This window comes from Sphingobium sp. YBL2, assembly GCF_000943805.1.
GTDB classification, from domain to species: Bacteria; Pseudomonadota; Alphaproteobacteria; order Sphingomonadales; family Sphingomonadaceae; genus Sphingobium; species Sphingobium fuliginis.
Genome location: NZ_CP010954.1, coordinates 2,034,428 through 2,058,550, shown reverse-complemented (window position 1 = coordinate 2,058,550; position 24,123 = coordinate 2,034,428). Strand labels below are relative to the sequence as shown.

Sequence of the window (24,123 nt, the reverse complement as noted above, 5' to 3'; positions counted from 1 at the left end):
GGCGGGATGCGGCGCCATGCTCCCGGCGCCGCATCCCCTTTTCCCTTGCCCCCAGGATCGAAGGTTGACCCATGTCCGCTCCCGATAAGCCCCGGCGCCCGGAAGCGCTCGACCGTCGAGAATTGCTGGCCGCCGGGCTTGCGGGACTGGCGCTCACGGGCCTTCCATCCGCCGCCCGCGCGCAATCGGGCGCCCGCGCCCCCGACGCGCCCCGCTCCGGCGGAACGAGCGTCGCGGCGCACCGTGTCGAAGTGCCGATGCCGCATGGCGGCGTCACCGCCGGTCATCCGCTGGCCGCCATGGCCGGAACCCGCATGCTGATGCAGGGCGGCAGCGCGGCCGACGCGGTGGTGGCCGCCATGGCGGTGATGAATGTCGTCGAACCCTGGGCATCGAGCGCGGGCGGCAACGGCTTCGCCACCTGCCTCGACCGCAAGGCGGGCAAGGTCCACTCGCTCGCCTTCACCGGCGGCGCGCCGCGCCTGCTCGACCCGCAGGTCGATCCCAAGGCGCTGGACCATGGCCCGAAGGCGTTGACGGTGCCCGGAGCCTTTGGCGGCTGGATCGCGCTTGCCCGGCGATTCGGCAGGTTGCCGCTCGCCACATTGCTGGAGCCGGCGATCGGCTATGCCCGCGACGGCCACCCGCTCGACCCGTCCATCGCCCTGTTCATCGGCCGGGCGCAAAAGACGCTGAGCCTCTATCCGACCAGCGCCGCCCTGTTCCTGCCGGATGGACAGCCGCCTGCGGCCCGCTCGATCTTCCGCAATCCCAATCTCGCCCGCACGCTGCAAGCGCTGGCCGATGCCGAGACGAAGGCGCTGAAGGGCGGCGCGGACCGGGATCGTGCCCTGCAAGCCGCCTATGACTATTTCTACTCAGGCCCCATCGCGCAGGAATTTGCGCGCTTTTCGACCGAAACCGGCGGCTGGCTGCGCCTCGACGATCTCAAGGCCTATCAGCCGCGCTGGAGCGATCCGGTCAGCACCCATTATCGCGGGCTGGACGTCTATAGCAGTCCGCTGACCTCCCGCACCGGGCTGGAACTGTGCGAGCAGCTCAATCTGGTCGAGGGTTTCGACCTGGCCGCCCTGCCCGCCGAGGGGCCGCAGCTCACTCATCTGCTGATCGAGGCGATCAAGGTCGCCAAGGCGGATGTCTATCGCTACGCCGCCGATCCCCGCTTCGCCCAGACGCCGGTCGAGGGCCTGCTCTCCAAGCGTTTCGCGGCGGAACGGCGCAGGCTGATCGATCCCGCCCGGGCGGGTCTCTATCCGGAGGGGGGCGATGCCGCCGCCTTCGACCGGGCGGCGCTGGAACAGGCGCGGCCGCGCTTCGCGGCGCGGGGCGACGACCGCACGCGAGGGGGCGACACGACCAGCCTGTCCGCCGTCGACGCGGACGGCAACGCCATCGCCGTCACGACCACCATTGGCGGCGGCTTCGGCACTTTTCTGGTGATGGGCGATACGGGCATCCTCTTCAACAACGGGTTGAGGCTGGGGTCCACCGCACCCTATGACGGGCACCCGAACAAGGTCGCGCCGGGCAGGATCGCGCTTTTGGGCAACGGCCCCACCATCGTTCTGGACAAGGGCCGGCTGCACCTGGTGTTCGGATCGCCCGGCGGCGAAACGATCGGCCAGACACAATTCCAGTTCCTGGTGAACATGGTCGATCGCGGCATGCCGATCCAGGCAGCCATAGAGGCGCCGCGCTTCGCGCTCGATGCCGATCCGAATTTCTACAGGCCCGGCGCTGCCATTACCGTGCAGGCGGAGGGCCGCTTTGCCGATCCGGTGCTGCAAGGGCTGACCGCCATGGGCCACCGGATCGAGAAGGTCGGCCCCTATGCGATCGGCAGCGTCCAGGGCATAGCGGTCGATCCATCGGGCGCGCGCATGGGCGGGGCGGACCCCCGCCGCATGGGCTATGCGGTCGGTTATTGAGGCGACCCGCGGGGCGCTTACCGCTTCCTGAGGGCATCGGGCTTGTGCGCAGCCCGCTTGCCCTCGTCCGTTTCCACGATGAATTCGGGATTGCCCGGCGTGGCGGCCACCTTGTGGCCCTTGATCCGCGTGGTTTCGGTGACCTTCTTCACCACCTTGCCATGGGCCTGTCCGCCATGGCTTTTCCACGTCACGGGATCGCCTTTCCTGAAGGTGCCCGCCATCATGCGCCTCCCGGATCGACGGAGAAGGCGATCTTGCGCCGATCCATTTCCTCGACCACGGCCTGAAGGAAGGGGGACAGATTCTCCGTCTCCTTGTCCGAGGCCGTTTCCCAGCTGTCGATCAGTTCCTCATCGGTCATGTTCCCGACCTCGGCCCTATGATCGCTTTGCGCATCCGCAGCCATGACGATCCTCCGCTCTACGGCCTGGGTCAGTTGCCGTCGTCCATGATCGCTTCGCCGCCTTCCTCCTCCTCCAGGAGAACCGCTGCGGAACCCGACGCCGAAAGCCTGACCTGGTTCCCTTCCACCGCGGCGACCAGCCCGCCGGCAATGAAATGATGATGGTCCCCATGCGATCCGCTGTCGGCCTTGACCATCTTGATCCGGTCGCCTTCCACCTTGTCGACCGTGCCGATGTGCACGCCGTCGGCGCCGATGATGTCCATATGTTCCTTGATTGCACTCAGCTCTGCCATGTCCGTCTCCTTCTTCCGCCCTGAACGCATGGAGCCGCGCGAGAGATGCGCCGGGCGCCGCCGACTGGCGCGCCGGAGCCACGACTTCACGCAAAAGCGCCCCTCTGCCCAGATGGGCCCGGCACCGGGCCGCATGCCTTCGGCGCGGCCGATCGACGACGAAAGTATCGTCCCGGTCCCGATGCGGACATTGCGACGAATCTCCTGAAAGCTTACGGTTTCAGGCAAGGCCGTCTGCCCGGCCGTCGGCGGTTCAAGGTCGACGCGGCCGGAAAGTCATACTCCGGAGGTATCATCATGTTGGACATGCGCCTTCTGCGCTACTTCGTGGCCGTGGCGGACGAGGGCAATTTCAACCGCGCGGCGGAACGGCTGCACATCGCGCAGCCGCCGCTGTCGCGCGCGATCCAGCAGCTGGAGGCGCATGTCGGCGCGCCCCTGCTGGACCGCGCCAGCCGTCCGCTGCGGCTGACCGGCGTGGGGCGCCTGCTGCATGCGCAGGCGGTGCAGGTGCTGAGCCGCATGGAAGATGTGGAGGCGATGGTGAAGGCGGCGGCGACCAGCCGGCGGCGGCGGCTGGTGATCGGCTTCGTCGCCTCGACCATCTATGCGCGGCTGCCCGAATTGATCCGCGCGTTCCGCAAGGTCGCCGACAATGTCGAACTGGTCATGGTGGAAAGCACCACGCTGGACCAGATCGCCGCGCTGAAGGAAGGGCGGATCGATGTCGGGTTCGGCCGCATCCGGTTCGAGGACCCGGGCGTGCGCCGCATCATCCTGCGCGATGAAAAGCTGGTCGCCGCCTTTCCGATCGACCATCCCCTGGCAAGCGGCGAAGGGCCGATTTCGCTGCGCGAACTGGCGGACGAACCGCAGATCGTCTATCCCCGCGCGCCCCGCCCCAGCTATGCCGATCAAGTGATTTCCCTGTTCCGCGACCAGGCGATTGAGCCGCGCATCGTCCATGAAGCGCGCGAGCTTCAGATCGCCATCGGCCTCGTCGCGGCGGAGGAAGGCATGGCGATCGTTCCCGAATCAGTCCGGCGGGCGCGCAGCCACGACGTCGCCTTTCGCGAACTGGCCGAACCCGCCACGTCCCCCATCATCTTGAGCCATCGTCCCGGCGACCGCTCCCCCGAACTCGCGCTGATGACATCGGTCGTCGCCCGCAAATATGCGGAGTGGGGCTATGACGTGCCCGCCGCGCTGAGCGAGGAATCCTGAGCGGGCTGCGCGAAACGGCGGTTCCGCCAGTCCACCCCTGCCATTTTTCACGGAGATATGGCGTGCGCCTTCCGCCTCGCTTATGCGGGTAGGAAATCGAAGCGAGGAAGAGAGTTACCCATGGCCCTGGTGAAAAAGGCTGCGCTCGGCAAGGCTGGCCGTGGCAGATCGGTCGCATCCTCTCCTGACGACAGGCCGGCAATGGACAAGTCCGTGGCCCCCATCGGGTCCAGCCCGCCCAAACGGCTCCCTGCACGGCCGGGACGCAGGCGCAAGCCCCTGACTGCGGTCGAGCGGCTCGACCAGGCGACGCAGGAACTGGCCAGCGGGTTGGGGGAATCGGCGTCCGCCGCGGCCGAACTCCAGCGCAATGTCGAGCAGATGGCGAGCGGCGCGGAGGAGGCGGCCAGCGCCGCGCAGGAGTCGCTCGGCCTCGTCGGCCATCTGCGCGCCAATTTTCGGGAAGCGAGCATCCGCGCCGCCGCATCGCGCAGCCAGACCGAAAGGCTGGAGGCGTCGTTCAAGGAAATCTCCGAACAGATCGATGCTTCCGTCGCGGCGATAGAGTTGAACGCCCGCCGCCAGCTTGGCTCGGTCACGGTGATAGAGCAGTTGGAACTGGCCGCCGGCCGCATCGGCGCGGTGGGCGACGCCATGGGCGACCTGGCCGAACAGACCGGCATGCTGGCGCTGAACGCGTCGATCGAGGCGACCCGCGCCGGGGACAGCGGCAGGGGCTTCGGCATCGTTGCCGACGAGGTTCGCGAACTGGCCGAAGCGTCGGAGGCCAGCGCGACCGACATCCGCGCGATTGCGACGGGCATCGTCGCGGAGGTCCGCGCGATTGCGGCGCGGGTCCGCGCGGCCAGCGAACGCGCCAGCGGGGAGGCGCGGAGCGGCAGCCATGTCAGCACAGCCCTGGAAGAAGCGCGGGACGCCCTCGCCACCGTTCTGGGCGGCGCGCAGGAGATCGCCGCCGCCGCCCTCCAGGCCGAGGTCGCCGCCACGGAATCGGAACGCGGGGCCGAGCAGGTCGCTAGCGCCGCGGAGGAACAGTCCGCCGCCGCGGCCGAGGCGCAGCAGGCGATAGAGCAGCAGGCCGCCTCGCTGGAGCAGAGCCAGCAGACGGCGGAAGCGCTGGCGGCGCTGAGCGGCGCGCTGGGGACGGAACGGGCCGGTTCGCAGGAGGTCGAGCAGATCGCCGTGGCCGCCGAACAATTATCCGCCACGGTGCAGGAGCTGTCGGGCGCATCCAGCCAGATCCAGATCGCCATCGAGCAGATTGCGCGCGGCGCACAGCTTCAAAGCGCCGCCACATTGCAGGCCAGCGCCGCCATGGGGCAGATCGAAACCAGCGCCACCATTGCAAAGGACAGGGCGGCCGGCGCGGTCGAAAGCCTGGACGGGCTGGTCGCGACGGTCGGGGAAGGAAGCGCGAAACTGACCGGCCTGATCGACGGCGTGGGCGCCGCCGTCGAAGACACGCGCGCCGTGCTGGACCTGCTCGGCAGGCTGAACGAAACGGCGCGGCGGGCGGAGAAGGTGGCCGACACGCTGGCGCTCGGCGCGCTGCAGACCAACATGCTGGGGGTGAGCGGCGCGGTGGAGGCGACCCGGTCCGGCGAAGCGGGCGAAGGCTTCACGACCGTCACGGCCGACATTCGGAAACTGGCGCGCAGCCTGGCCGCCAATGCCGAAGAAGGCAAGGATGTCGTGCGCGCCATCCAGGAAGGCATTCAGATCGCGCAGCGCACGCTCGACCAGATCGCCGCGGCGGGGGAGACGGAAACGACGCGCAACGAAGCGCTGCTTGCCCGCTTCGCCGGCATGGCTGCGGAGCTGAACGCGACCCGCGCCGACAATGGCGTGATCCTCGATGGCGCGGAGGCGATACAGCACGCCGCGCGAGAGGTGCGAAGCGGCTGCGAGCAGATCGCCAAGGCGGCCGAACTGGCGGCCGAAGCAGCGCGGGAGGCGGGCGCTGCCGCTCACCAGCAGGCGCAGAGCGCGGAAATGCTGGCTGCGGCCATTGAAGACATCGCCTCTCTCGCCGCCTCGCTCAACAGCGGAGAGTCCGGCGCATGACGGCGGGCGACCGGCTCGTCTTCCGTGCCGGTGACAGGCGCTATGCCGTGGCGGCGGGCCGCGTGCGCGAACTCGCCCGATTGCCGCGGCTGACGCCGGTTCCACTGGCGCCGCCGGGTCTGCTGGGGCTGGGCAATGTGCGGGGAGAGACGATCGCGGTGCTTTCCCCGGCCGCGATGACCGGCGGCGAAGCGCTGGGCGCGGCGCGCCATTTGCTGGTGCTGGGGGGCAGCGATCCCATCGCCCTGGCCATCGATGCGGTGGAAAGGTCCGACGGGGACGAGGCGGGCAGGATCGAGGATTTCCCCCTCGACCAATGGATCGCACAGGCCTTTCCCCTGCGCGCGAGTGCGCGACGCGCCAGCGCAGGCGGGGCCATGGCACGACCTGTCCGGCACGCCATGCGGGACGACCGGCTGGCGCTGCTGCGCGTGGCGATAGGCGATCAGAGCTTCGCCCTGCCCCTGGAGGAGGTTGCGCAAGTGCTGCGCATGCCCCGCGACGTGGCGCTGCTCCCCGGCGCGGATGCAGCCGTGGTGGGGACGATCCGGTGGCGCGACCGGTCGCTGGGCGTGCTGTCGCTCCCGGCGCTGCTGGGCCTTTCCGGCGATGATGGGGCGGAGACGGACCGTGCCCGCCGCCGCATCGTCGTGGTGGCGCTCGGCGGGCAGAATCTGGGACTGCTGGTCGATCATGTTGAAGGACTTTTGCGCGTGTCGCCCGGGCGGATCGACAGCCTGCCCACCGCCCTGTTGCGGACGGAAGGCGAGGCGCGGATCAGCGCCATTTGCCGTCCGGAGGGCGGCGGCCGGCTGGTGTCGATCCTGGCGGTCGACGAACTGCTGCGTGATCCCGCCGCGCGCCTGCCGGTGACGAAGGATCAGCGAAGCGGCAAAGCCGCGCCTGCATCCTCCCCCTCCAGCGAGCGGATGTCCCTGCTGCTCGTCCGCATCGGTCCCCATGACCTTGCCCTGCCGGTCGGGGCCATCGACAAGGTGATGGGGCCGCCGGAGCGGCTGACCACGCTGCCCGGTGCGCCGCCGTGGCTGGCGGGTCTGGCGGCGGCTGGCGGCGAACCGCTCGCGGTGGTCGATCAAGTCATGCGCCTGACGGGTTCCCCGGCCAGCGGAGCGCGGCGACGGCTGATCGTGCTGCGCACCGACGGCCGGCGCGTCGGCTTTCTGGTCGACGAAGCGCGCACCGTCCTTGCCGTCGAACGCAGCATGCTCGTTCCCGCACCCCTTCCCGATGCGCTGGCCGACGGGATTTTCGGAGAGGTGCTGCACGCTTCGGACGGTGGCGGCAGAACGCTGCTCGTCGTCCAGCCGGCAGCGTTGCTTTCTTCAGCCGAGCAAGCCCTTATGGCCGAAATCGCCCGCCGCCAGCCGACGCCAGCGCCATGATCCGACTGCTGATCGTCGACGACAGCCCATTGATGCGGCAGCTTCTGACCGAAATCTTCGCCGAAGCCGGGGATTTCGAGACAGGCACGGCCCGCAACGCCGACGAAGCCCTGGCACAGCTCAGCGCGTTCCAGCCCGATGTCGTGACGCTGGACATTCACATGCCCGGAATGGACGGACTCGCCTGCCTGGACCGCATCATGGTCGAGCGGCCCACACCGGTCGTCATGCTGTCCTCCCTCACCGAAGCCGGGGCGGACGAGACGCTGGAAGCGCTGGCGCTGGGCGCGGTCGATTTCATTCCCAAGCCGCGGGGACCGCTGTCGATCGAGATCGAAGGAATCGCGGCCACGCTTGTCGCCAAGGTCCGCGAGGCCGCCAGCGCCCGCATCCCGCGCAGCGCCCGGCTGACCGAGCGGGTCCGGCGGCGCGCCGCCGCCACGCGCCTTGCGGGCGGCTCCGCTGCTCCCATCCGCCCGTCCATGCCCAGACAGGCCGCGACAGCCATTCCACCCCGCAGGCGGCCCGCCCGCCTTCCTTCGCACGGGAAAGCCGAGGCGCTTTCAGGGATAGAGGCGGTGCTGGTGGGCGTCTCCACCGGTGGGCCGTCGGCGCTGGACGCGCTGCTCGGTCCGCTGCCTGCCGACTTCCCCTGGCCCATCGTCATCGCCCAGCACATGCCGTCCAGCTTCACCGGGCCGCTGGCCCGCCGCCTCGACCGGGGATGCGCCATCGCGGTGGAGGAGGTGCGGCAGCCCCGCCCCCTTCGCCCCGGCACCGCCTATATCGGGCGGGGAGACGCGGACCTGATCTTCTCCCGCCGGGATGGCGTGCCCCAGATACTGGCCGCCCCGATGCGGGCGGATCGGCTATGGCATCCCAGCGCGGACCGGCTGGTCGAAAGCGCGCGCGTGCTGTTCCCGCCAGGGGCGCTGGTCGCCGTGCTGATGACAGGCATGGGGCATGACGGGGCGGAGGCGATGGCCGCCCTCCACCGGGACGGCGGCCATGTGCTGGCGCAGGACGAGGCAAGCTCCGTCGTCTGGGGCATGCCCGGCGCGCTCGTCGCCGCGGGCGGCGCCGATCTGGTCCTGCCGCTGGAAGAACTGGCGGCGCAGCTCCTCGCCTGGGCGCAGGGATGACGCAGGCGCCCGAAACGCTGCTTGCGGGATCGTCGCTGACGCGGCTGACGGCGCTGCTCTACCGCCTGACCGGCATGAAGTTCGACGAGAAGAAGCGCTTCTACCTCGAACGCCGGGTCGCGCACCGCATGGACCGGACCGCGACAACCGACATCGCCCGCTACCTCCTGCTGCTGGAGCGCGATGCGCACGAGCGGCAGATGCTGATCAACGCCGTCACCATCAACGAGACCTATTTCTTCCGGGAGGAGCATCAGCTCACCGCGCTGGCGGACGAGATCCTGCCCAGGATCGCCGCGGAAAAGCGGCCCGGCGACCTGATCCGCATCTGGTCCCTTCCCTGCTCGACCGGGGAGGAAGCCTATTCGATCGCGCTCTGGCTGCTGGAGCGATGGCCGCTGGTCGACGCCTATCATGTCGAGATCGTCGGGTCGGACATCGACACCCACGCGCTCGATGCCGCGCGGGACGGCCAATATGGCGCGCGCGCCCTCGCCCGGCTGCCGGCGGACATGCTCGCGGCCTATTTCGAACGCGAGCATCAGCACCGCCGACGGATCGTCCAGGACCTGCGCGAATCCGTGCTCTTCACCCAGGCGAACCTGAACGACGCGGCTTCGGTGGCGAGCCAGGGCCGCTTCGACATCGTGCTTTGCCGCAACCTGCTCATTTATTTCGACGACGAATCGCGCATCGCCGCCGCCCGGCATCTGCACGAGGCGCTTCTTCCCGGCGGCTATCTCCTGCTCGGCCATAGCGAATCCATGGCCCGGATCGACGAGCGCTTCGATCTGGTTCGCTTGCGCCAAGCAATCGTCTATCGTCGGCGCTGATGGACGAGCTGCTTCAACAATTCCTGCTCGAAGGACGCGATCTGGTGGCGGATGCGCATGCCGCCCTGGTAGCGCTTGGCCGCGACGCACGGGATCGCCCGGCGCTCGACCGGCTGTTCCGCGCCACCCATACGCTCAAGGGGTCGGTCGCCCTGTTCGACATGGCACCGGCGGAACGGCTGCTCCACGTCGCAGAGGCCCGACTCGAAGGCGCGAGGAAAGGCGACGGGGCGCTGGACGAAGCCATGCTCGACCTGTTGATGCGGGCGATCGACCAGACCGACCGCTGGATCGACGCCATGGAGGGCGCCGCTTCGCTGGACGCCGACGCCACCGGCCTTTCGGACCGCCTGATCGCCCTGATCGCAGGGGACGGGGAAACCGGTGAAGCTGACCTTCCCCTGCCTGTCTCACCGCGGGTCGCGGCTGATCAGGACTGGATCGCCGCCCTGCGCAGCCGCGCCGAACTGGCCATGGTCGACCCCGGCCGGGCGAGAACGGCCTTCCGCTATACCCCCGATCCCGACTGCTTCTTCCGGGGCGAGGACCCGCTGTCCATGGTCGAGAATGTGCCTCAATTGCTGGGCATCGCCATATTGCCCGCCGGCGATGCCTGGCCGGACCTCGCCACCTGCGAGCCGTTCCGCTGCATGGCCGCCATAGAGGGGTTGAGCGCCGCCGACGAAGCGCAGGTGCGCGCCGCGTTCCGGCTGGCGCCCGATCAGATTGCGGTCGCGCCGTTCAATCCGTCGCCAGCGGCAAGCGATTCTGCCCCCTATGCCGCCGAACTTGCGGCCACGCTCAGGGTCGAGGCGGCCCGGCTCGACCGGCTGGCCGACCAGAGCGGCGAACTTGCCGTCGCGATCCGTGCGCTGCAACCGATAGCGGCCCGCCTGCGCGCCATCGATCCGCTGCTCGCCGCCGAACTCCGTGCCGCGGAGGACGAGATCGCCCGCGTCGCCGGACAGCTCCAGCGCTCGGTCGCGCAGGTGAGGCTGGTGTCGCTCGAACCCGTGCTGCGCCGCCTGCCGCGGCTGGCGCGGGAGGCCGCGGCCATGGTGGACAAGGCGATCCGCTTCACCATCGAGGGGGAGACGGCGCAGGTCGACAAGCAACTGGCCGACCAGTTGTTCGAACCCCTGCTCCATCTGGTGCGCAACGCCGTCGACCACGGGCTGGAGCCGGCCGGGCAGAGGGTGGCCAGCGGGAAACCCGCCGAAGGGCGGATCGGGCTTGCCGTCCGGCAGGATGGCGGCCATATCTCCATCGTTCTGACCGATGACGGGCGCGGGATCGATCCGCAGGCGATGCGGGCGGCAGCCGTCGCCAAGGGCCTGATGAGCGGCGAGGCGGCGGCCGCGCTCAGCGACGCGGAAGCCTTGCATATCGTCTTCCTCCCCGGTTTTTCCACCGCCGAAAGCGCGACCATGCTGTCGGGCCGGGGTGTCGGCATGGACGCCGTGCGGGCGGCGGTCGAACGGCTGGCGGGGACCATCGCGATCCAGAGCGATGTCGGCCGGGGCACGCGCATCACCCTGCGCCTGCCGGCCAATGCGATCACGACTCCGCTTCTGGTCGTCGCGGCGGGGGACCGTCAGCTCGGCGTCAGGCTGGATCAGATCGTTGAAACCGCGCGGATCGACGCCAGCGCGGTCCAGCCGGTCGGTCAGGCGCATGCCTGCATATTGCGGGACAGGACCGTGCCCGTTCTGGACCTGGCGGCGCTGCTGGGGCTGGAACCCACGAGCGGCGCGCTTGCCCGGCTGGTGGTGACCGATGCCGGACCCTGCCGCACCGCGCTGCGCGTGGCTGCCTTTGGGGAGCGGTTCGACGCCGTCGTGCGCGAAAGCACGGGATTGCTGGCCGCCATGCCCGCCGTGGCGGGTACGGCGATGATGTCCGACGGCAGCGTGCTGCTGGTGCTGGACCTGCCGGAGCTGGTGGCATGAGCGTGGTCGTGGAGGAGGACCGGATCATCCTCTCTGGCGCTGCGACGGTGGAGGACGCCGAACCGCTGCTGGCCGCGCTGCTGGAGCATCCCCATCACAGGATCGACATTGCCGGGCTGGCGCGGGCGCATCTTGCCGTGGTGCAGTTGGTCCTCGCCGCCGGCCGGCCCGTCATCGGCCCGCCCGAAAGCGCGTTCCTGCGGGAAATCGCCTTTGCATCGCCAATGCGGATCAAGGTGTAACAATTTCATATCTGCGGTTGCGGTTCCTTTCTATAGAAGAAGCTGAAGGCCCGACCGGGTCGAGATTGAGTGGAGTCATGAATGCCCGTTACCGTGTTGATCGTGGACGACAGCAAACTCGCGCGGATCGTCGCGGGAAAGGCATTGGCGGAACTTCAGCCCGACTGGCAGAAAATCGAGGCCGGCAGCGGGGCGCAGGCGCTGGAACTGCTGGGCAAGGAGCGGATCGAAGTCGCTCTCATCGATTTCAACATGACCGAACAGGATGGGCTGGAACTTGCAGGTGAGATACGCGCTTTGAGGCCGGACATGCCGATCGCGATCATCACCGCCAACATCCAGGACGAGATCATCGCGCAGGCGCGGGCGATCGGCGCCGCCTTCATCGCCAAGCCCGTCACCAGCGAGGGCCTTGCCGGCTTCCTGACCGGCGCTGCGCTCAAGCTGAGGTCCAGCCAGGAATGATAACGGGCCACGTCGCGCTGAGCGAACTCGAACAGGACGCCCTGACCGAGATCGTGAATATCGGCGTGAGCCGCGCCGCCTCTTCCTTGAGGAAGATGATCGGGGACCAGGTCGTCCTGTCCGTCCCTTCGGTGGAGGTCGTGAGCCAGCGCCGCGCCGCCCGCCTGATCAGCGAGCGCGAAGTGGTCGACCTGATCGCGGTGCGGCAGGATTTTTCGGGTCCCTTTTGCGGGCGGGCCCTGCTGATCTTCCCCGAAACGAACAGCCTGGAGCTGGTTCGGGCGGTGACGGGCGGCGCCCTTTCGGCCGAGGAAGCGGTCGAGATGGAGCAGGAGGCGCTGGCCGAGACGGGCAACATCATCCTCAACAGCTGCCTTGCGACCATGGCCAACATGCTCAAGCGGTCGCTGTCCATGACCATCCCCGAAGTGCTGCGGGGCAATGGCGCGACCCTGTTCGAAATCGACGAAACGACAGGGTCGGAAGGGCTGGTCCTCTTTCTCTACATCGACTTTGCGGTGCGCCAGCGCGACATTCGCGGCTATATCGCGATGCTGATGGACATTCCTTCGCTCGCGACGCTCAAGCAGTTGCTCGACGAGTTCATCTCGCGCATCGTGGGCGAGGATGGCTGACGAAGCGATCATCGGAAACGCGGATCAATTGCGCGCCGTGCTCGCGGCGGCGGGGGCCAGCGGCGCCTGGGACTGGGACATCGTCCGGGACCGGCTGACCGTCGATGCCCGTTTTGCCGAGCTGTACGGATTGGGCGCCGATGCCGCCGACCAGCCATTGCCGACCGCCGCCTTCTTCCGCGCCATCCATCCGGAGGATCGCGCCCGCATCCGCATCGCGGTCGCTGGCATGCTGGCGGGCTCCGAATTCTTCTCCAAGGAATTCCGCATCATCGCTCCGTACGGTGCGATATTATGGATGCACGGCCGGGGCCGGAGCCAGCTTGACGATCAGGACGAGCCGATACGTTTCACCGGGCTGCTGGTCGATGTGACCGACCGCAAGCGCACGGAGGAGCGGCTCCGCATCGCGCAGAGCGCCGGCGGGATCGGCACGTTCGAATATCGGGACGGCTTCGCGACAGTGTCGGTCTCCAGCGAATTCTGCCGGCTGCTCGGCCTCCACCCCGCCGACCGGCTGCCGGTCAGGACGATCAACGCGGTCGTGTGCGAGGACGAGGAGCCGTTGATACCCGAAGACGGTGCGGAACCTGCCAGCATCGACAGCGTGTTCCGCATCCGCCGCAGCGACGATGGCGCGGACCGCTGGATCGCCCGCCGTGGCGAGGCGATGCGCGACAGCGAGGGTAGCGGTTACCGGCTGCTGGGCGTCATCTATGACGTGACCGATGCGAAGCTTCAGGAAACGCGGCTGCGCGAATTGAACGACACGCTGGAGCAGCGCGTCGCGCAGGAGATAGACGAACGCCTGCGGGCGGAGGATGCGCTCCGCCAGGCGCAGAAGATGGAGGCCGTCGGCCAGCTTACCGGCGGCATCGCGCATGATTTCAACAATCTGCTGACCATCATCACCGGCAGCGTCGACATGGCGCTGCGGCGGCTCGACAATTCGGCCGATCCCAGGGTGGGCCGCGCGCTGGACAATGCCATGCGCGGTGCGGAACGGGCAGCGGCGCTGACCCAGCGCCTGCTTGCCTTCTCCCGCCGGCAGCCGCTCGACCCCCGTGCCGTGGAGGTGCCCCGCCTGCTGGCCGGCATGTCGGACCTGCTCACCCGCACCATCACCGAAGCGGTCGCCATCGCCATCGAGGCGCCGGACGACGTCTGGACCATAGAGGCCGATCCGCACCAGCTTGAAAATGCGATCCTCAACCTGGCCGTGAACGCCCGCGACGCCATGCCGCAGGGCGGATCGCTGACCATCGCCGCAGGCAACCGGCAGGTCGCCGCGCACCAGAGCGACGAAAGCCATGTCAGTCCCGGCGATTATGTGGCGATCACGGTAAGCGACAACGGCACCGGCATGGACGCGGACACCCTGACCAAGGTGTTCGATCCCTTCTTCACCACCAAGGAGGTCGGGAAGGGCACGGGCCTTGGCCTGTCCATGGTCTATGGCTTCGCCAAGCAATCCGGCGGCAGCGTGCTGATCGACTCGGCATTGGGGGAAGGCACGACAGTGACGCTGCTGCTGATGCGCAGCGTCCAGAGCGCGGAACCGCCCGCCGATGCGATGGACGAGCGCGAACCCTTCGGCAGCGCGTCGGAAACGATCCTGGTTGTCGAAGATGACGACGATGTTCGCGCCTATACGGTGGGAACGCTGCGCGAGCTGGGTTATCGGGTGGTGGAGGCGCATGACGGCGCTTCCGCCCTTGCCCTGCTGGACAAGCAGGACCAGCCGATCAAGCTGCTGATCACGGACGTCGTCATGCCCCGCATGTCGGGCAGCGAACTCGGCGCGGCGGCCCGCGCCCGGCAGCCCAGGCTGCGCATCCTCTACACATCGGGTTATCCCAGGGATGCGATCATGCGCGACGGACGGCTGGACAGCGGCGTCGAACTGCTGGCCAAGCCCTTCACCTTCCGCAGCCTGGCGGAACGGGTACGCGAGATCATCGACAAGGGCTAGGACGCGCTGCGTGAATTCCGGCGCAGGTCGTCGGTGGCGCCTCATTCCGCTGCGTTGAACGCCACCTGCTCGATCTCCCGCGCTGTGGCGTGCAGCAGTTCGATCACCTCGTCATGCCCGATCTTCCTCGCGCTCATCGACTGCGATATGGATATGGCGGCGGGCACCATGCCGTCCGGCCTCCGGATCGGAACGGCCGCGCAGGTCAGGTCTTCGGCAATTTCTCCATCGTCGATCGCATATCCCTGCCGCGCCACCAGATCGAGCTCGCATGCCAGGGCGCCGGCATCGACGATGGTGCGCGGAGTAAGGGCAACGAAGGGGCCGTTGGCGAGATAGGCATCCCGCTCGCCGGGGGGAAGATGGGCGAGCAGCACCTTGCCCATGCCGGAGCAATAGGCCTCCAACTGCATTCCCACCCGCGTGAACAGTCCTGCCGCCCCCTGGCCGATTTTCAGGCGATAGGTGACCATGTCATTTTCCAGCGTCCCCAGCTGCACGATCGTCCGCGCCTTCACGGCCAGCCGGTGCATGGCGGGCGCGGCGACGTTGACGATCAACTGCTTTTCGTCGAGCCGCTGCAAGAGCCGCAGCAGCCGCGCGCCCGCGACATGCCGTCCGCGCCCGACCGGCGTCAGATACCCTTCCTCGACCAGCGTCGTCACCTGCCGGTGGGCCGTCGCCACGGGCATGTCGATGGACCGCGCCAGCGCGGAAACGCTGTTCTGCCCGCCATCGGCCACAACCCCCTCCAGCATGGCCAGGGTCCGCTTGAGCGAACTGATTTGCGGCGTCCTGTTTCTCATGATGTGAGAAGATCACAGCTTGGCCCGGTGGCGTCAAGTACAAAGCTCCCTTATTCTGATGCCCTGTGAGGCGGCCCGTACCCGGCGCCGGCGACATGCGTTTCCTTTACGAAAAGGCTTGAAGGATATGGCCAAAACCAAGGTTGCGATCATCGGATCGGGAAATATCGGCACCGACCTGATGATAAAGATCATGCGTCTTTCAGAGACGCTGGAAATGGGTGCCTTCGTCGGCATCGATCCGGAATCGGACGGGCTGAAGCGCGCCGCCCGCATGGGCGTGCCCATCACGGCGGAGGGCATTGGCGGCCTGATCGCGCTGGAGGGTTTCAAGGACATCGCCATCGTGTTCGACGCGACGTCGGCAGGCGCGCACAAGCGGCACAATGAACTGCTCCAGGCGCATGGCAAGCGGGTGGTCGACCTGACGCCCGCGGCCATCGGCCCCTACACCATTCCGCCCGTCAACGGCGAAACCAACCTGGATGCGTCGAACGTCAACATGGTGACCTGCGGCGGCCAGGCGACCATCCCCATCGTCCATGCCGTCAACCGCGTCGCGAAGGTGCATTATGGCGAGATCGTCGCCTCCATCGCCTCCAAGAGCGCAGGTCCCGGCACGCGCGCCAATATCGACGAATTCACCGAGACCACCAGCCAGGCGATCGTCGACGTCGGCGGGGCGAGCCGCGGCAAGGCCATCATCATCCTCAACCCCGCCGAGCCACCGCTGATCATGCGCGACACCGTTTATTGCCTGTGCGACGACGCCAGCCAGGACGAGATCCGCGCCAGCATCGACCGCATGGTGGCCGAAGTGCAGACCTATGTGCCGGGATACCGGCTGAAGCAGGCGGTGCAGTTCGAACATATCGGATCGAACCGTCCCCTGCGCATTCCGGAGATGGACGGGGAATTCACGGGCCTCAAGGTCAGCGTCTTCCTGGAGGTCGAGGGAGCCGCCCATTACCTGCCCGCCTATGCCGGCAATCTCGACATCATGACCTCGGCCGCGTTGCGCACCGCCGAAAAGATCGCCGTCCGCATGCATGAAGGAGCCGTCGCATGACCTTCGATCCGACCCAGACCAAGCTCTACATCCAGGACGTCACGCTGCGCGACGGCATGCATGCCGTCCGTCACCAATATAGCATCGACCATGTGCAGAAGATCGCCCGGGCGCTGGACGACGCCAAGGTCGACGCCATCGAGGTCGCCCATGGCGACGGCCTTAGCGGGTCGTCCTTCAACTATGGTTTCGGCGCGCATACGGACCATGACTGGATCGCCGCCGTGGCGGACGTGCTGGAACATAGCGTCCTGACGACGCTGCTGCTGCCCGGCATCGGCACGGTGCACGATCTGAAGCATGCCTATGATCTGGGCGTGCGGTCGGTGCGCATCGCCACCCATTGCACGGAGGCGGATGTTTCGAAGCAGCATATCGAGGCGGCGCGCAACCTGGGCATGGACGTGTCCGGCTTCCTGATGATGAGCCACATGACCGATCCGGATGCGCTGGCGCAGCAGGCCAAGCTGATGGAAGATTATGGCGCGCACTGCGTCTATGTCACCGACAGCGGCGGCGCGCTCAACATGGAGCAATATGCGGCGCGGCTTCAGGCCTATGATCGCGTGCTGAAGCCCGAGACGCAGCGTGGCGTGCACGCCCACCACAATCTTTCGCTGGGCGTCGCCAATTCCATCGTCGCCGTGCAGAACGGCGCGGTCCGCGTCGACGCCAGCCTGGCCGGCATGGGAGCCGGCGCCGGCAATGCGCCGCTGGAGGTGTTCATTGCCGCAGCGGACCGCTATGGCTGGAACCATGGCTGCGATCTCTATGCGTTGATGGACGCCGCCGAAGAACTGGTCCGCCCCCTGCAGGACCGGCCGGTGCGCGTGGACCGCGAAACGCTGACCCTGGGTTATGCGGGCGTCTATTCCAGCTTCCTGCGCCATGCGGAAAAGGCGGCGCAGGACTATGGCCTCGACGCGCGCAGCATCCTTGCGGAAGTGGGCCGTCGCAAGATGGTCGGCGGTCAGGAGGATATGATCGTCGACGTCGCGCTGGATCTCAGCGCAAAATAAGCGGCGGGGCGGCTTCGCCCCTTCGCCCGTGAGCAAGCCCATGGCCTGACGGTTCGTCCGTCAGGCCATGGGCGAGCCAGGCCTCACACCCGTTCCCAGATGGCCGCGATGCCCTGGCCGCCGCCTATGCACATGGTCGTCAGGCCCAGGCGGCCGCCGGTGCGCTGCAGTTCATAGACCAGCTTGGTCGTGATGATCGCGCCCGTCGCCCCCACCGGATGGCCCAGCGAAATGCCGCTGCCATTGGGATTGACCCTTGCCGGATCGAAGCCCAGCTCCCGCGAGACGGCGCAGGCCTGCGCCGCAAAGGCTTCGTTGGATTCGATCACGTCCAGATCGCCCACGCCCATCCCCGCCCGCTCCAGCGCCTTGCGCGTGGCGGGCACCGGGCCGATGCCCATATAGGCCGGATCGACCCCCGCATGGCCATAGGCGACCAGTCGCGCGAGCGGCTTCAATCCCTGCGCCTTCACCGCCTCCCCGCTTGCCAGCACCACGGCGGCGGCGCCGTCGTTGATCCCCGACGCATTGCCGGCCGTCACGGTCCCATCCTTCTGGAAGACGGGCTTCAGCTTGCTGAAATCCTCCGGGGCCGCATCGGCGCGCACGAATTCGTCGGTGTCGAACGGCACCGGCTTGCGCCGCACCGTCACCTCCACCGGCACGATCTGCTCCCTGAAATAGCCCTGCGCGATGGCGTTCGCCGCCCGCTTCTGGCTTTCATGGGCGAGCGCGTCCTGGTCTTCCCGCGAAATGCCGTAGCGGGCAGCGACATTCTCCCCCGTGACGCCCATATGGATGCCGTGGAAGGGATCGGTCAGCGCGCCGGTCAACCCGTCCTGCACCACCGCATCGCCCATCTTCTGGCCCCAGCGGGCGGCGGGCAGGAAATAAGGCGCACGGCTCATGATCTCCACGCCCGCGCCCAGCGCGATGTCGCAGTCACCGAGCATGATCGACTGGGCTGCAGTAAGGATCGCCTGCAAACCCGATCCGCAGAGGCGGTTGACGCTGTGCGCCGGAGTTTCCTGCGGAATGCCCGCGCCGATCGCCGCTATGCGCGCGGCATAGGCGTCGCGCGGCTCGCAAGGGATGACATTGCCCAGCACGACATTGCCGATCAGGCTCGCCTCGAGCCCCGCGCGCTCGATCGCCGCCCGCGCCACATGCGCACCCAGTTCGCCCGGCTTCTGGTCCTTGAGCGAGCCGCCGAAGCTGCCGATGGCCGTCCGCGCCGCCGATACCAGAAAGACATCCGTCATATGCTGTTCCTGTCCTGAATGTTGAGATCCCCGAAGCGCCCACCCTCGGCAGCGAGCCGCTCGATCAGCGGGGCGGGCGTCCATGCCCATCCGTTACGGCCGGCGGCAAGGGCGCGAAGCCGGTCCAGAACGGTGGACAAGCCCATGATGTCGGCCTGGAACATCGGCCCGCCGCGTTCGCGGCCGAAGCCATAGCCATGGATGTAGATCATGTCGACGTCGACGGGACGATAGGCGATTCCCTCCTCCACGATCCGCGCGCCTTCATTGACCAGGGCCAGCAGGCAACGGCCGACGATTTCCTCATCGCTGAACGCGCGCCGCTCAAGGCCTGTCTCGGCGGAGTAATCCTCGATCAGCCTTGTGATTTCCGGATCGGTTTCCGCCGTCCGGCCATCCGGATAGGCGTAGATGCCCTTGCCCGTCTTCTGTCCGAACCGCCCCAGTTCACAGATGCGGTCTATCACGCCCGAATAGGGCCGGTCGGGCTGTTCCGCCATACGGCGCTTGCGGATCGCCCAGCCGATGTCCTGTCCGGCCAGATCCATCGTCCGGCACGGCCCCATCGCCATGCCCCACCGCTCCATGGCGGCGTCGATCTGCTGCGGCAGCGCGCCTTCCTCCAGCAGGAACCAGACCTGGCGCAGATATTCCTCGAACATGCGGTTGCCGATGAAGCCGTCGCACACGCCCGACACGACGCCGACCTTGCCGATCCGCTTGCCCAGCGCCATCGCGGTCGCCAGCACATCCGGCGCGGTTTCCCTGCCGCGAACCACTTCCAGCAACCGCATGATATTGGCGGGCGAGAAGAAATGCAGGCCGACGACCCGCGACGGATCGGCCACCAGCGCGGCGATGGCGTCGAGGTCGAGCGTCGATGTGTTGCTCGCCAATATCCCATCCGGCCGGGCGATCGCATCGAGCGCGGAAAAGACCTGCTTCTTGACGCCCATATCCTCGAACACCGCCTCGATCACCAGATCGGCATCCGCGAGCGCCTCCAGTTCGGTCGCCGCCGTGAAGGCGGCGATGCGCGCATCGGCCACGTCCTGACCGATCCTGCCCTTCTCCACATCGCGCTGGATCGTCTTGCAAATGGTGGCTTCGGCCTTGGCGAGCGCCTCGGGCCGCAGTTCGGCCATCGTTACGGGCAGGCCCGCATTCAACAGCGCAAGCGCGATGCCCGTGCCCATCAGGCCGCCGCCCACAACACCGACATGACCGACGTCACGGGGGCGCACGTCCGGCGCCAATCCGGGAATGCGCGCCACAGTCCGCTCCCCGAAAAATACGTGACGCAGGCCGCGAGAGGCTTCGGAGCGCAGCAATTCCCCGAACAGCGCCGCTTCCAGCGCCAAACCGGCGGCCAGATCGCCGGACAGCGCCGCGACGCAATCGACGATCCGGGCAGGCGCCTGGCTCAGCCCGGCCCGCAGCTTCGCCCGGCGCGACGCGACGGCCCCGGCGAGGTCGGCAGGCACCGGCAGCGTGCCCGAACGGCGCAGCGGAGGCACGTTGCGCGCCACCTCCAGCGCCGCCTCCACAACATCGCCGTCCACCAACTGATCGACCAGTCCCGCCGACAATGCGCGCTCCGCCGTCACGGGCTTGCCCGACAGCATCATGTCGAGCGCTGCGCCTGCCCCGATCAGGCGCGGCAGGCGCTGCGTACCGCCCGCGCCGGGCAGCAGGCCCAGCGTCACTTCGGGCAGGCCAAGGCGGCTTCCCGCCTGGGCAACGCGGTAGTGGCCCGCCATGGCCAGTTCCAGGCCACCGCCCAGCGCCATGCCGTGGATCGCCATGATCACCGGCTTGGCGCACGCCTCGACCGTCGCAATCAGATGCCGCAGCCGGTCGACCTGCTCGGGATCACCGTCGAAATCGCCGATGTCGGCGCCGCCACAGAACATCCGGCCGGCGCCGGCGATCACGATGGCGCGGCAGGCGGGATCGCTCGCCGCTTCCCCGACTTTCGCCCCCAGTTCCTCGACAAAGCCGTTGCCCACCGAAAGGGCATTTACCGGCCCGTTGGACAGGCGCAGGACGATGGTCGCACCCGCCCGGGTCATCTCGACGGCCATGATGATCCTTTCGTTCAGAAGGCGTCGGCGCCAAGCGCCATGATCGTGGCCTCACCCGCCGCGATGCCGGCTGCCAGCCCCTGGGCCTGCGGCAGCATCCGTTGCGCGAAATAGTCGGCCAGCGCGCGCTTCGCCGCATGCAGCGGCGCATCCCCCCGCGCGGCGGTGGCCATGCGCGTCCACATCCAGCCCATGGAGACCAGCGCGAAAAGGCGCAGATAGTCGACCGCCGCCGCTCCGGCTGCGTCGACCCCCGCGCCGCGCAGCGACGCGGTTACGCCGCGCAGAAGGGTGAGCGCGTCGCCCGTCTTCGCTGCAATGTCCAGCCCCGCCCCAGCTTCCAGATCCGCGTCCACCAGGGTGAAAAAGCCATCGACCACCGCGCCGCCCGCCATGGGAAGCTTGCGTCCGACCAGATCCATCGCCTGCACGCCATTGGTGCCCTCATAAATCTGGGCGATGCGGGCATCGCGGACATATTGCTCCATGCCCCATTCGCGGATGTAGCCATGCCCGCCGAACACCTGCTGCGCCTGCACCGCGCTTTCGAAGCCGAAGTCGGTGAAGGCCGCCTTCACCACCGGCGTCAGCAGCGCGACCAGGGCATCCGCCTTCGCCCGCTCAGCGGCATCGGGATGATGATGCGCCCGGTCGAGTTGCAAGGCCGTCCACCCGGCCAACGCCCGTCCGGCCTCCACGAAACCCCGGATATTGAGCAGCATGCGCCGCACATCGGCATGTTCGATGATCGCCACCGGACCCCGCGCGCCATCGGCGCTGCGTCCCTGGAGCCGCTCCTTCGCATAGCCGGCGGCCTGCTGATAGGCTGCGCCGGCAATGCCCAGCCCCTGAATGCCGACCATCAGGCGCTCGGCATTCATCATGGTGAACATGGCGGCCAGGCCCCTGTTCGGTTCCCCCACCAGCCAGCCGGTCGCGCCGTCATAGTTCATCACGCAGGTCGGCTGGGCGTGGATGCCCATCTTCTTTTCCAGCGCGCCCACCGACATGGCGTTGCGGATCGTGAAGCCGCCATCGGCGTCGGGCAGATATTTGGGCACCAGGAACAGGCTGATCCCCTTCACCCCCGCCGGGGCATCGGGCAGGCGCGCCAGCACCAGATGGACGATGTTGCCGCCGAAATCATGATCGCCCGAGGAAATGAAGATCTTCTGCCCGGTGACGGCGTAGCTGCCGTCGGCGCCGGGCGCCGCCTTGGTCTTCAGCAGCGCCAGGTCCGTGCCCGCGCCGCTTTCGGTGAGCGCCATGGCGCCGGTCCATTCGCCGCTCACCATGCGCGGCAGATAGGTGGCCTTCAGCGAATCGCTGGCATGGGCGATGATCGCCTCGCACGCGCCGCGTGTCAGGCCCGGGAACAGGCCGAAGGACAGGTTCGCCGCCGACAGCATCTCGTCCAGCCAGAGCTGGAGGATGAAGGGCAGCCCCTGCCCGCCATATTCCGGCTCCGCCGATAGCGATGCCCAGCCCGCAGCCGCGAAGTCCCGCCAGGCGTGGGCAAAACCCTCCGGCGTCTTCACCGATCCGTCGACGAGATGGCTTCCCTCCTCATCCCCATGGCGGTTGAGCGGGTGCAGCCGGTCGGCGCACATCCGGCCCGCTTCCTCCAGGACGGCCACCGCCAGGTCGGCATCGACCTCCTTTCCAATGTCCGCCATTGTCCGGTCGAAGCCGAGAACCTCCGTCAACAGAAAGCGATAATCGTCTATCGGGGGAACATAGCTGAACATCGGGACTCTCCTGGAAATCGCGGGCCTCTGCTATACCAAACATCTGTTACAGTCAATCGCGGCGCATCCCCTGCCATTCGGCAATCCCCAAGGTCCACGACCGACTTATTAACATTCCGGAAACCCGCCGGTGCGAATAGTCGGAAAATGCCCATACCAGCGATCGTCGACCAGCCACCCGAGTCCGAAAACAGGCGAGACGCCGCGCGTTGGCGCATTCGCCTGGAACTTCCCGGCACGTCCGACGGCGCGAGCACGAATGTGGTGATCCACGACATCTCGACCGCCGGCATGCTGATAGAAACCAGGTCGACGCTGGAGATCGGGCAGAGCATCATGCTGTCCCTGCCCGATGCCGACCGGGTCGTGGCCCGTGTCGTCTGGCAGAACGAGACCCTGTTCGGCTGTCGTTTCGAAACGTCGCTGCCCCAGGGCGCGGTAAGCGCGATCAGGCTGCGCAGTCCAGGGCGCGACGATGTGGAGCCTGCCGCCGATCCGCCGGAGGAAGCCGCCGCCGAAGGATTGGGCGAACGCCTGCTGCGGCTGCGGCATGAAAAGGGGCTGAGCCGCACGGCATTGTCCGAGCGGACGGGGTTCAGCAAGCCCACCATCTGGGGATGGGAGACAGGCAGGACGACCCCGAGAAGGGAAAATCTGCGCATTCTTGCGGCGGTCTTCGGCCTGTCCGAGCAACAGCTGCTGTACGGCAAGGGGCGTCCGCCGCTCCGGGAAACCGACGCATCGGGCGCGGAGGCCTATGCCCGGTCGCTGAAGGAGGTCATCGATCAGGCGAAGACGCGCATTGCCGAAGCGGCCGGGGTGAGCAAGCTCAAGGTGCAGATTTCCATCGAATTTTAGCACGCGGACGCCCTCCCCCGGCGGGGCAGAGATCATTCATGCCGAAAGACGGCGACGATCTGCGCCGCAATCTCCGCCGGAGCAAGCTTGCCGGGACGGTACCAGTCGGCGGTGGCGTTCAATTGCGCCAGAAGCAGGTTGCGATAGATCGACCGGTCGATAGGGGCCGGCAGCGGCAGTTCCTCGACCAGCGAACGAAACAGCCCTTCGAACCGGTCGCGCCGCGCGATCAGCTGTTCGCGGACATCATCCGGCACTTCCCGAAAGTCGTTCATCATCGGCGTGGTGAGGGAGCCGGGGGCAAGCTGGATGTCCAACAATGTCGCGCAGGCCGCGTACAGCCGGGCCCAAGGATCGGATTGCGCCCGCACGGCCGCGGCTATGCGTTCTTCCGCCCTGTCGAGCGCGGCATTGTGCAGTTCCACGAACAAGGCGTCCTTGGACCTGATATGATGGTAAAGCGAACCGCCCAGCACGCCCGCCTGCTCGCCGATGTCGCGCATGGAGGTGCCGCGATAACCCTTTTTCGCGAATAGCTGGGCGGCGATCTCCAATATCTGGCGGCGGCGCGACGATGGCTCGTCATTCGGTCCAGAAGGCGGCACAGGCTTTGTCATCGTGGCGGCGCTAGCACATCCTTAAATGCCCGCGAAGCCTCCGTTCCCGATGAAGGGAC

Annotated in this window: 22 protein-coding genes; 14 read left to right on the top strand and 8 right to left on the bottom strand. The window is 67.7% G+C overall.

The window, feature by feature from the left end; all coding sequences use genetic code 11:
- Nucleotides 1-71 precede the first annotated feature (71 nt).
- Nucleotides 72-1,949 carry a gamma-glutamyltransferase family protein gene (locus tag TZ53_RS09420; RefSeq protein WP_025547705.1) on the top strand — a complete coding sequence of 626 codons (1,878 nt, stop codon included), beginning with the start codon at nucleotides 72-74 and terminating at the stop codon, nucleotides 1,947-1,949.
- 17 nt (nucleotides 1,950-1,966) lie between these two features.
- Here the strand turns inward: TZ53_RS09420 and TZ53_RS09415 are convergent, their stop codons facing one another.
- The 3 genes from TZ53_RS09415 to TZ53_RS09405 all read right to left on the bottom strand — a co-directional run bounded on the left by TZ53_RS09415 (nucleotide 1,967) and on the right by TZ53_RS09405 (nucleotide 2,651).
- Nucleotides 1,967-2,176: a DUF2945 domain-containing protein gene (locus TZ53_RS09415; protein ID WP_443216144.1), complete on the bottom strand. Its 210-nt coding sequence runs from the start codon at nucleotides 2,174-2,176 to the stop codon at nucleotides 1,967-1,969.
- The gene (locus TZ53_RS09410) at nucleotides 2,173-2,313 is read right to left on the bottom strand and encodes a hypothetical protein (RefSeq protein WP_238320155.1); all 141 of its coding nucleotides are present in this window, start codon (nucleotides 2,311-2,313) and stop codon (nucleotides 2,173-2,175) included. Before TZ53_RS09410 ends, TZ53_RS09415 begins: the two co-directional genes overlap by 4 nt.
- A 71-nt stretch (nucleotides 2,314-2,384) precedes the next feature.
- Nucleotides 2,385-2,651, bottom strand: a complete 267-nt coding sequence (locus TZ53_RS09405) for a DUF2171 domain-containing protein (protein ID WP_044661102.1) — start codon at nucleotides 2,649-2,651, stop codon at nucleotides 2,385-2,387.
- 300 nt (nucleotides 2,652-2,951) lie between these two features.
- Between TZ53_RS09405 and TZ53_RS09400 the strand changes: the two genes are divergently transcribed.
- The 10 genes from TZ53_RS09400 (at nucleotide 2,952) to TZ53_RS09355 (ending at nucleotide 14,601) form a co-directional block, all read left to right on the top strand.
- Nucleotides 2,952-3,875 carry a LysR family transcriptional regulator gene (locus TZ53_RS09400; protein ID WP_025547710.1) on the top strand — a complete coding sequence of 308 codons (924 nt, stop codon included), beginning with the start codon at nucleotides 2,952-2,954 and terminating at the stop codon, nucleotides 3,873-3,875.
- 120 nt (nucleotides 3,876-3,995) lie between these two features.
- Nucleotides 3,996-5,960, top strand: a complete 1,965-nt coding sequence (locus TZ53_RS09395) for a methyl-accepting chemotaxis protein (RefSeq protein WP_044661101.1) — start codon at nucleotides 3,996-3,998, stop codon at nucleotides 5,958-5,960.
- Nucleotides 5,957-7,363 carry a chemotaxis protein CheW gene (locus TZ53_RS09390; RefSeq protein WP_044661100.1) on the top strand — a complete coding sequence of 469 codons (1,407 nt, stop codon included), beginning with the start codon at nucleotides 5,957-5,959 and terminating at the stop codon, nucleotides 7,361-7,363. The genes TZ53_RS09395 and TZ53_RS09390 overlap by 4 nt, the downstream gene beginning before the upstream one ends.
- Entirely contained in the window at nucleotides 7,360-8,505 is a 1,146-nt protein-coding gene (gene cheB, locus TZ53_RS09385) for a chemotaxis-specific protein-glutamate methyltransferase CheB (protein WP_044661099.1), read from the top strand. The genes TZ53_RS09390 and cheB overlap by 4 nt, the downstream gene beginning before the upstream one ends.
- The gene (locus TZ53_RS09380) at nucleotides 8,502-9,338 is read left to right on the top strand and encodes a CheR family methyltransferase (RefSeq protein WP_044661098.1); all 837 of its coding nucleotides are present in this window, start codon (nucleotides 8,502-8,504) and stop codon (nucleotides 9,336-9,338) included. The genes cheB and TZ53_RS09380 overlap by 4 nt, the downstream gene beginning before the upstream one ends.
- Nucleotides 9,338-11,287 (top strand): chemotaxis protein CheA, encoded by a 1,950-nt coding sequence (locus TZ53_RS09375; protein ID WP_044661097.1) that lies wholly within the window; start codon nucleotides 9,338-9,340, stop codon nucleotides 11,285-11,287. The genes TZ53_RS09380 and TZ53_RS09375 overlap by 1 nt, the downstream gene beginning before the upstream one ends.
- Nucleotides 11,284-11,529 carry a hypothetical protein gene (locus tag TZ53_RS09370; protein ID WP_044661096.1) on the top strand — a complete coding sequence of 82 codons (246 nt, stop codon included), beginning with the start codon at nucleotides 11,284-11,286 and terminating at the stop codon, nucleotides 11,527-11,529. The genes TZ53_RS09375 and TZ53_RS09370 overlap by 4 nt, the downstream gene beginning before the upstream one ends.
- Nucleotides 11,530-11,610: 81 nt before the next feature.
- Entirely contained in the window at nucleotides 11,611-11,994 is a 384-nt protein-coding gene (locus tag TZ53_RS09365; RefSeq protein WP_025549511.1) for a response regulator, read from the top strand.
- Complete coding sequence (locus tag TZ53_RS09360) at nucleotides 11,991-12,629, top strand: chemotaxis protein CheX (protein ID WP_025549510.1); 639 nt, start codon at nucleotides 11,991-11,993, stop codon at nucleotides 12,627-12,629. Before TZ53_RS09365 ends, TZ53_RS09360 begins: the two co-directional genes overlap by 4 nt.
- Entirely contained in the window at nucleotides 12,622-14,601 is a 1,980-nt protein-coding gene (locus tag TZ53_RS09355; RefSeq protein ID WP_044661095.1) for a hybrid sensor histidine kinase/response regulator, read from the top strand. Before TZ53_RS09360 ends, TZ53_RS09355 begins: the two co-directional genes overlap by 8 nt.
- A 41-nt stretch (nucleotides 14,602-14,642) precedes the next feature.
- Here TZ53_RS09355 and TZ53_RS09350 read toward each other — a convergent pair whose 3' ends face one another.
- Entirely contained in the window at nucleotides 14,643-15,407 is a 765-nt protein-coding gene (locus tag TZ53_RS09350) for an IclR family transcriptional regulator (protein ID WP_025549508.1), read from the bottom strand.
- 127 nt (nucleotides 15,408-15,534) lie between these two features.
- Here TZ53_RS09350 and TZ53_RS09345 point away from each other — a divergent pair, with 127 nt between their 5' ends.
- Together TZ53_RS09345 and dmpG are read left to right on the top strand one after the other, a co-directional pair.
- Nucleotides 15,535-16,476 (top strand): acetaldehyde dehydrogenase (acetylating), encoded by a 942-nt coding sequence (locus tag TZ53_RS09345; protein WP_025549507.1) that lies wholly within the window; start codon nucleotides 15,535-15,537, stop codon nucleotides 16,474-16,476.
- Nucleotides 16,473-17,495: a 4-hydroxy-2-oxovalerate aldolase gene (dmpG, locus tag TZ53_RS09340; RefSeq protein ID WP_025549506.1), complete on the top strand. Its 1,023-nt coding sequence runs from the start codon at nucleotides 16,473-16,475 to the stop codon at nucleotides 17,493-17,495. The genes TZ53_RS09345 and dmpG overlap by 4 nt, the downstream gene beginning before the upstream one ends.
- 83 nt (nucleotides 17,496-17,578) lie before the next feature.
- Here the strand turns inward: dmpG and TZ53_RS09335 are convergent, their stop codons facing one another.
- Genes TZ53_RS09335 through TZ53_RS09325 form a run of 3 tightly spaced genes read right to left on the bottom strand, consistent with a single transcriptional unit; the run spans nucleotide 17,579 to nucleotide 22,589 of the window.
- Nucleotides 17,579-18,757, bottom strand: coding sequence for an acetyl-CoA C-acyltransferase family protein (locus TZ53_RS09335; RefSeq protein WP_025549505.1), 1,179 nt, complete (start codon nucleotides 18,755-18,757; stop codon nucleotides 17,579-17,581).
- Nucleotides 18,754-20,841 carry a 3-hydroxyacyl-CoA dehydrogenase NAD-binding domain-containing protein gene (locus TZ53_RS09330; protein ID WP_044661094.1) on the bottom strand — a complete coding sequence of 696 codons (2,088 nt, stop codon included), beginning with the start codon at nucleotides 20,839-20,841 and terminating at the stop codon, nucleotides 18,754-18,756. Before TZ53_RS09330 ends, TZ53_RS09335 begins: the two co-directional genes overlap by 4 nt.
- A 14-nt stretch (nucleotides 20,842-20,855) precedes the next feature.
- On the bottom strand, nucleotides 20,856-22,589 hold the full coding sequence (locus TZ53_RS09325) for an acyl-CoA dehydrogenase family protein (RefSeq protein ID WP_044661093.1): 1,734 nt from the start codon (nucleotides 22,587-22,589) through the stop codon (nucleotides 20,856-20,858).
- Nucleotides 22,590-22,736: 147 nt separating this feature from the next.
- On the opposite strand from TZ53_RS09325, the gene TZ53_RS09320 reads away from it, so the two are divergent.
- The gene (locus TZ53_RS09320) at nucleotides 22,737-23,447 is read left to right on the top strand and encodes a helix-turn-helix domain-containing protein (protein ID WP_025549504.1); all 711 of its coding nucleotides are present in this window, start codon (nucleotides 22,737-22,739) and stop codon (nucleotides 23,445-23,447) included.
- 32 nt (nucleotides 23,448-23,479) lie between these two features.
- Here the strand turns inward: TZ53_RS09320 and TZ53_RS09315 are convergent, their stop codons facing one another.
- Nucleotides 23,480-24,064, bottom strand: coding sequence for a TetR/AcrR family transcriptional regulator (locus tag TZ53_RS09315; RefSeq protein WP_025549503.1), 585 nt, complete (start codon nucleotides 24,062-24,064; stop codon nucleotides 23,480-23,482).
- Nucleotides 24,065-24,123 lie beyond the last annotated feature (59 nt).

Coding starts and splice junctions, on each gene's coding strand:
- TZ53_RS09420 (WP_025547705.1), top strand. CDS start 72: ATGTCCGCTCCCGATAAGCCCCGGCGCCCGGAAGCGCTCGACCGTCGA.
- TZ53_RS09355 (WP_044661095.1), top strand. CDS start 12,622: ATGGCTGACGAAGCGATCATCGGAAACGCGGATCAATTGCGCGCCGTG.
- TZ53_RS09415 (WP_443216144.1), bottom strand. CDS start 2,176: ATGATGGCGGGCACCTTCAGGAAAGGCGATCCCGTGACGTGGAAAAGC.
- TZ53_RS09350 (WP_025549508.1), bottom strand. CDS start 15,407: ATGAGAAACAGGACGCCGCAAATCAGTTCGCTCAAGCGGACCCTGGCC.
- TZ53_RS09395 (WP_044661101.1), top strand. CDS start 3,996: ATGGCCCTGGTGAAAAAGGCTGCGCTCGGCAAGGCTGGCCGTGGCAGA.
- TZ53_RS09345 (WP_025549507.1), top strand. CDS start 15,535: ATGGCCAAAACCAAGGTTGCGATCATCGGATCGGGAAATATCGGCACC.
- dmpG (WP_025549506.1), top strand. CDS start 16,473: ATGACCTTCGATCCGACCCAGACCAAGCTCTACATCCAGGACGTCACG.
- TZ53_RS09390 (WP_044661100.1), top strand. CDS start 5,957: ATGACGGCGGGCGACCGGCTCGTCTTCCGTGCCGGTGACAGGCGCTAT.
- TZ53_RS09325 (WP_044661093.1), bottom strand. CDS start 22,589: ATGTTCAGCTATGTTCCCCCGATAGACGATTATCGCTTTCTGTTGACG.
- TZ53_RS09330 (WP_044661094.1), bottom strand. CDS start 20,841: ATGGCCGTCGAGATGACCCGGGCGGGTGCGACCATCGTCCTGCGCCTG.
- TZ53_RS09405 (WP_044661102.1), bottom strand. CDS start 2,651: ATGGCAGAGCTGAGTGCAATCAAGGAACATATGGACATCATCGGCGCC.
- TZ53_RS09410 (WP_238320155.1), bottom strand. CDS start 2,313: ATGACCGATGAGGAACTGATCGACAGCTGGGAAACGGCCTCGGACAAG.
- TZ53_RS09375 (WP_044661097.1), top strand. CDS start 9,338: ATGGACGAGCTGCTTCAACAATTCCTGCTCGAAGGACGCGATCTGGTG.
- TZ53_RS09365 (WP_025549511.1), top strand. CDS start 11,611: ATGCCCGTTACCGTGTTGATCGTGGACGACAGCAAACTCGCGCGGATC.
- TZ53_RS09320 (WP_025549504.1), top strand. CDS start 22,737: ATGCCCATACCAGCGATCGTCGACCAGCCACCCGAGTCCGAAAACAGG.
- TZ53_RS09315 (WP_025549503.1), bottom strand. CDS start 24,064: ATGACAAAGCCTGTGCCGCCTTCTGGACCGAATGACGAGCCATCGTCG.
- TZ53_RS09360 (WP_025549510.1), top strand. CDS start 11,991: ATGATAACGGGCCACGTCGCGCTGAGCGAACTCGAACAGGACGCCCTG.
- TZ53_RS09370 (WP_044661096.1), top strand. CDS start 11,284: ATGAGCGTGGTCGTGGAGGAGGACCGGATCATCCTCTCTGGCGCTGCG.
- TZ53_RS09380 (WP_044661098.1), top strand. CDS start 8,502: ATGACGCAGGCGCCCGAAACGCTGCTTGCGGGATCGTCGCTGACGCGG.
- TZ53_RS09335 (WP_025549505.1), bottom strand. CDS start 18,757: ATGACGGATGTCTTTCTGGTATCGGCGGCGCGGACGGCCATCGGCAGC.
- cheB (WP_044661099.1), top strand. CDS start 7,360: ATGATCCGACTGCTGATCGTCGACGACAGCCCATTGATGCGGCAGCTT.